5 protein-coding genes are annotated in these 4,902 nt (G+C 44.1%); 4 read left to right on the top strand and 1 reads right to left on the bottom strand.

Features of this window, described 5'->3' with window-relative positions:
• A partial coding sequence (locus EI164_RS14620; RefSeq protein ID WP_192519804.1) for an IS1 family transposase occupies positions 1 to 113 on the bottom strand: 113 nt, incomplete at its 3' end.
• A gap of 105 nt (positions 114 to 218) precedes the next feature.
• On the opposite strand from EI164_RS14620, the gene EI164_RS14615 reads away from it, so the two are divergent.
• The 4 genes from EI164_RS14615 (at position 219) to EI164_RS14600 (ending at position 4,701) form a co-directional block, all read left to right on the top strand.
• Positions 219 to 932, top strand: coding sequence for an FFLEELY motif protein (locus EI164_RS14615; RefSeq protein ID WP_192520649.1), 714 nt, complete (start codon positions 219 to 221; stop codon positions 930 to 932).
• Positions 933 to 1,011: 79 nt separating this feature from the next.
• Positions 1,012 to 2,097 carry a bifunctional demethylmenaquinone methyltransferase/2-methoxy-6-polyprenyl-1,4-benzoquinol methylase UbiE gene (ubiE, locus tag EI164_RS14610; RefSeq protein WP_192520648.1) on the top strand — a complete coding sequence of 362 codons (1,086 nt, stop codon included), beginning with the start codon at positions 1,012 to 1,014 and terminating at the stop codon, positions 2,095 to 2,097.
• Between the two features lie 121 nt (positions 2,098 to 2,218).
• Positions 2,219 to 2,923, top strand: coding sequence for an SCP2 domain-containing protein (locus tag EI164_RS14605; protein ID WP_192520647.1), 705 nt, complete (start codon positions 2,219 to 2,221; stop codon positions 2,921 to 2,923).
• A gap of 116 nt (positions 2,924 to 3,039) precedes the next feature.
• Positions 3,040 to 4,701: an ABC1 kinase family protein gene (locus tag EI164_RS14600; RefSeq protein WP_192520646.1), complete on the top strand. Its 1,662-nt coding sequence runs from the start codon at positions 3,040 to 3,042 to the stop codon at positions 4,699 to 4,701.
• Positions 4,702 to 4,902: the final 201 nt, after the last annotated feature.

The following is a 4,902-nucleotide window of genomic DNA, read 5'->3' as shown; positions in this document are numbered from 1 at the left end:
TGACGTTTGCAGTCCTTGCACTGGTAGTTCTGCTTGCCATAGCTTTTTTTGCCGTTTTTCTTTAAACTGGGACTGTGACAGTCGGGGCAATTGATCTGTATTTGTGTCTTCATAACCTCAAATATATCATCTTGCTTCGGCTGTCACCCTTCTTTTATTACTCCAGCATACTTTTTGATACACCACCAAATTATTTACTTTTTATAGGATTTATTAACATGGCCGCTTTAGCCGACCTGCAACAACATTTAACCCGTTTTTGGGCACTACCACACCATCAAGACAAAGCTTTAGACATCAAACTGAAAGACGTACAATCATGGCAACAACAGCGTCTTAAAAAAACGCACAGCGACCTATTTGAACAACCAAAAAATCAACTGATGGCAGATTACTTTTTGACGCAGTTGTATGGCGGTGATGAATTCAAGATACTGGCGGAACAATTAGAACGAATTCTTCCTAAAGCCCAAAAGCTTGAGCGCCTAGCCAAAGAGTCGGCTTTGGAAGCTGGTAGTATGGGTATCCATGCAGCAATTTTAGCGATTGAGCTAGACTTGCATTTGGCTCAGTGGTTGCTTAGTGAAAACTTGCCAGTCAATGAGGATAACATGCTTGCCGCCTATCGCGCTGTCGATGAAGCTGGAGAGCGCCGAGTACAAATCAGCAACCTAAAAGAAGTCTGTTATCGCACTGACAAGCACCTAAACTCATTTATGCTAAAGAAAGCGTTTGCGCTGGCTAAAGGCACAGCATATCGCTATAAATTCCAACCACTTTACGACTTTATTGATACAGGGTTCAAAGCCATGAAGCCTCTCAAAAGTGTGAGTGATTTTATCGAGCCATTTTGTAAGCGTGAACTGATAATTATTGATCAAGTTCATGATATGGATAATGGCAGTAAGCCAATGACGTTTGGTGTATCATAGCCATTATAGTACGCTTAACTTATCACTACTTTATAGCTTTTCAAAAAATAATCATAAAAATGAATAACAGGACACCACCATGAACGATACTGCAAATAACAACTCTCACCTCGACAAAAAACCCGCCACCAACGCTCATTTACAAGATAAGTTGGTAAAAGACAGTATCACTCACAATCAAAATATAACGGCTCAAGTTCAAGCACGACAAACCACTGTAAAAGACAGCAACCATACTGCAAGTACGAATGACTTCACGCAAGTCCAAGACTTACCAACTGGAACACCACAAGGTCAACAAACCACCATGCCAAACAACAATACGATTAATAGCGTAGATAACGAAAACACACAAACCACCAAGCAGACCCTTTTTAATCAACGTGATGATATCAACAATCCGCACACGCCTGATACTGATGGTAATGAACAAACTCACTTTGGTTATAAGACAGTCAATAAAGCGGAAAAACAAGCACGTGTGGCTGATGTGTTTACCTCTGTCGCCAAAAAATATGACATTATGAATGATTTAATGTCATTTGGTATTCACCGTCTATGGAAGCGTTATGCCATTAGCTTATCGGGCGTGCGCTCAGGTCAGCACGTATTAGATATCGCAGGCGGTACAGGTGACTTGGCCAAAGTATTTAGCCGTGAAGTCGGCCGAAACGGTCACGTGGTATTGTCAGACATCAATGCTGCCATGCTAGAAGTAGGCCGCGAACGCTTAATTAATGCTGGCTGCAACAACGTTGATTTTGTATTAGCAAATGCTGAGACACTCGCTCCATTTGATGACAACAGCTTTGACTTGATTACTATCAGCTTTGGTCTACGTAATGTCACGGATAAAGATGCGGCGCTCAAATCCATGTATCGCGTACTTAAGCCAGGTGGTCGCCTATTGATTTTAGAATTCTCAAAACCCGTATTTGAGCCATTATCTAAAGCCTATGATCTATATTCATTTACCGCTTTACCTATTATGGGCAAGCTGATCGCCAATGATTCTGAAAGCTATCAATACTTGGCTGAATCGATTCGTATGCACCCTGATCAGCAGACACTCAAGCAAATGATGCAAGAAGCGGGCTTTGAAAATTGCGACTATAACAACTTGACTGCTGGTATCGTCGCCGTACATCGTGGCTTTAAAGCGTAACGACAACACCTTGGTGATAAGGGGCAACCTAGCCATATCTAACAGTCGTGATAAATGAGCTACTGATCCAAATTAACGATGCGCCTTATTAAAGGCGCTCAATCAAATATGCGAGAGACATATGCTAACGGTCTTACTTTTGGCTGGTGCCGAAAAACTGATTAACCTTGCCATTGCAAGCGATGAGATCACCAAATCAGGTCTAGCACCGCTCGCTGGAAAAGTGCTACGGCTAAATATAGGTATGCCCGAAATTCATCTAGATGTGCTATTTACTGATGAGCATCTACGTTTTGAGCCAGTGACCACCGAAAGCTTGTTTGAGCCAAGTGGTCAAATAAATGAGCGTGAAGCGGCCAATATGGAAAACGCACGTATGGGTCACAGCCATCCAGACTGTACCCTTACCGTGGATAATCCTGCTCAATTGCTCAATCTGATGCGTGGTGCTGAAGGTAATATGCCTATCGCTGGTGACTATAAAGTGTTGATGCAGCTTAAACAGCTGGTTGCAGGATTTGATCCCGACGTTGCCGGTCAGCTTGAGCCGCTCATTGGTAAGCCGATGGCCAGTCAGTTACATCTGCTCATTTCGCAGTTAAAAGCCAGCTTGCGACATAATGCCAAACGCGCCTTTGATGATGTCAGTGACTGGGCCAATGATGTAGCAGGTAATGCTGCACCTGATCCAGTTGCCACGGCAGAGCTAAATGATCTCAAGCAGCAGTTGCTAAAGCTGCGCGCAGATGTCGAACGTGAGGAAGCCAAATTGGCCGCTATCAAAGAAGAACAGGCGCGCTTTCTTGACAACTCGTTTCATCAATAGCCTATTCAGTAGATAAAAAACATTATTATTGACTGTATTATTCATACATCAACAAAACCTATAGATCAGCAAAGTGTTTACCCTATTTCTAAATTTTTCTAGAGTACTTATACCTCATGCTACTATCTCATCGCGCCCGTTTATTTGAGCTTTGGCGTATCGCCGCAACGTATCGCATTGATACGCATCTCGCTATCGAAGAAGCGCCGCAACTACAACCGTTAGCACGTTTAATTCGCATGCACCCAGCCGCTTGGGGTAAGAAACATCAACCAAATGCCATCAAATATGCCATAGAAGACATGGGTACGCTGTTTTTGAAACTGGGGCAACTGCTCTCAACCCGTCGTGATTTAGTGCCACCTGAGATTATCGAGCAATTGGTCCAGCTACAAGATAAAGTCAAGCCTTTTGACGCAGATGTTGCTATTGCACAAATCCAAGATAGCAAACACGGTCTGGGTAAATCTATTGAAAATTTATTTGCCCGTTTTGATGTAAAGCCACTAGCAGCAGCATCTATCGCCCAAGTACATACCGCCGCCATGCATGATGGCCGTGAAGTGGTCGTAAAAGTGGTACGCCCAGATATTCGCACGACTATTGTGACTGACTTTGAATTGCTCCTCGAACTGGCCAATTGGGCATCGGCTCGTATTGAAGCCGCACGAGCGGTACATATCATCGATATCGTCGAAGACTATCGTCAAGTCATGCTCAACGAGCTAGATTTAACCCTTGAGGCCGACAACACCATCCAAATGCGCAATAACTTTCTGGGTTCTGCCTTGATGTATGTGCCAGAAGTTTATGATGCTGCCAAGAACGTGATGGTGATGGAGCGTATTCAAGGCGTACCCATTTCACAAATCGAAGTGTTTGATAAATTGGGCTATGACCGAGCTGCATTAGCCAAAAAAGGGCTAACCATATTTTTCACTCAAGTCTTTCGTGATAATTTCTTTCATGCTGACATGCATCCGGGCAATGTGTTTGTAGAAACACCCTCACTCACTACAATGAATGCTGATGCGCCAGCAGTTGATTTAGGTCATGAACCTCGCTATATCGGGCTTGATTGCGCCATCATGGGCACTTTATCAAAAGAAGATCAGCTCATCGTCGCGCGGATGCTGCTAGCTGTTATGAATGATAACTTTACCGCCATGGTTGATATCGTGAGCCGAGCTGGCTGGATTCCACCAAGCGCTGATAAGCATGCGCTCATGCGTGATATGAAGCGTACTGTCGGACCCATGTTAAACAAACCTATCAACGATATCGACTTTGCTGGCGTATTGATGCAGATTTTGGATATCGCCCGTCGCCATCATATGAGTATTCCACCGCAGTTGATGCTATTGCTCAAAACGCTGGTACACGTAGAAGGGTTGGGTCGTGATTTATACCCTGATCTTGATATTTGGTCACTTGCCAAACCTATTTTGAGCAATTGGATCAAAGAGCAGCTCGATCCGATGCGTAATTTGCAGCAGTTACGCCAGCAACTGCCTGAGATACTACTATCTACCACGGATATTCCTAAGTTACTGGATCAAGGGTTACAAAGCCTTGCTTCACAAGGATCGCGTCAGGACAGTCAACTACGTGAAATACAGCAAATTCGCGCCGATATGCTCAATGATCGCCGCCGCGACTGGATGGCACTGGCAGGGTTTGGACTAAGTATTGCTGTTGCCACGCAAGTCGTTGGCTGGCTGGCACCTTTATTTTATATCATGGCGATACTGGCAATCATTTGGCGTGTTTTGGCCTAAAATCACCGTTGAAATTGCTGAGAGGTTAAGCTTGCTAAGAGTGACAGCGTTTATTGCGTTTAACCTGTGCTAGGTCTAACTGTGAACGCTTCAGGAACGGTCTTATAGAAATAGAAACTAAAAACCCCTAGCGTCCACGATATGGATGAACCGACCCCCATAAGTTGGACACAACTTATGGGGGTATTTTTATGCGTTACG

The organism is Psychrobacter sp. FME13, from assembly GCF_014861395.1.
Lineage (GTDB): Bacteria > Pseudomonadota > Gammaproteobacteria > Pseudomonadales > Moraxellaceae > Psychrobacter.
The sequence above is the reverse complement of the archived record's forward strand: the minus strand, read 5'-3'. Positions and strand labels throughout refer to the sequence as shown.

Excerpts from the sequence above, each read along its gene's own strand:
- EI164_RS14615 (WP_192520649.1), top strand. The coding sequence starts at position 219 with ATGGCCGCTTTAGCCGACCTGCAACAACATTTAACCCGTTTTTGGGCA.
- ubiE (WP_192520648.1), top strand. The coding sequence starts at position 1,012 with ATGAACGATACTGCAAATAACAACTCTCACCTCGACAAAAAACCCGCC.
- EI164_RS14605 (WP_192520647.1), top strand. The coding sequence starts at position 2,219 with ATGCTAACGGTCTTACTTTTGGCTGGTGCCGAAAAACTGATTAACCTT.
- EI164_RS14600 (WP_192520646.1), top strand. The coding sequence starts at position 3,040 with ATGCTACTATCTCATCGCGCCCGTTTATTTGAGCTTTGGCGTATCGCC.